At 65.7% G+C, this 268-nt stretch carries 1 protein-coding gene; it reads right to left on the minus strand.

Annotation, left to right across the window (positions count from 1 at the left end):
• Nucleotides 1–268, minus strand: a 268-nt coding sequence (locus SB754_RS20570; protein ID WP_410784215.1) for an enolase C-terminal domain-like protein, incomplete at both ends; no start/stop codon positions are given.

The following is a 268-nucleotide window of genomic DNA, read 5'->3' on the forward strand; positions in this document are numbered from 1 at the left end:
TCGGTCGTGAAGACCGACGTGTTGACGAGATAGTCGAGGAGGTCGGCGCCCTTGTTGTAGTGAATGCCGGCGCTGATCTCCTGGATGAGGAAGTTGTGCTTCGCGAACGCGATCTGCAGGCTCGAGGCGAGCGCGATCGGGCCGAGCGGGCAGTGCGGCGCCACGTGCACGCCCCATACCTCGGCCATCGTCGTGATGCGCGCGACCTCGGAGATGCCGCCCGCGTGGGAGATGTCGGGCTGAGCAACCGAGATGCCCGCTTCGAAGG

Source organism: Leifsonia sp. SIMBA_070 (genome assembly GCF_046534635.1).
In the GTDB taxonomy this organism is placed as follows: domain Bacteria; phylum Actinomycetota; class Actinomycetes; order Actinomycetales; family Microbacteriaceae; genus Leifsonia.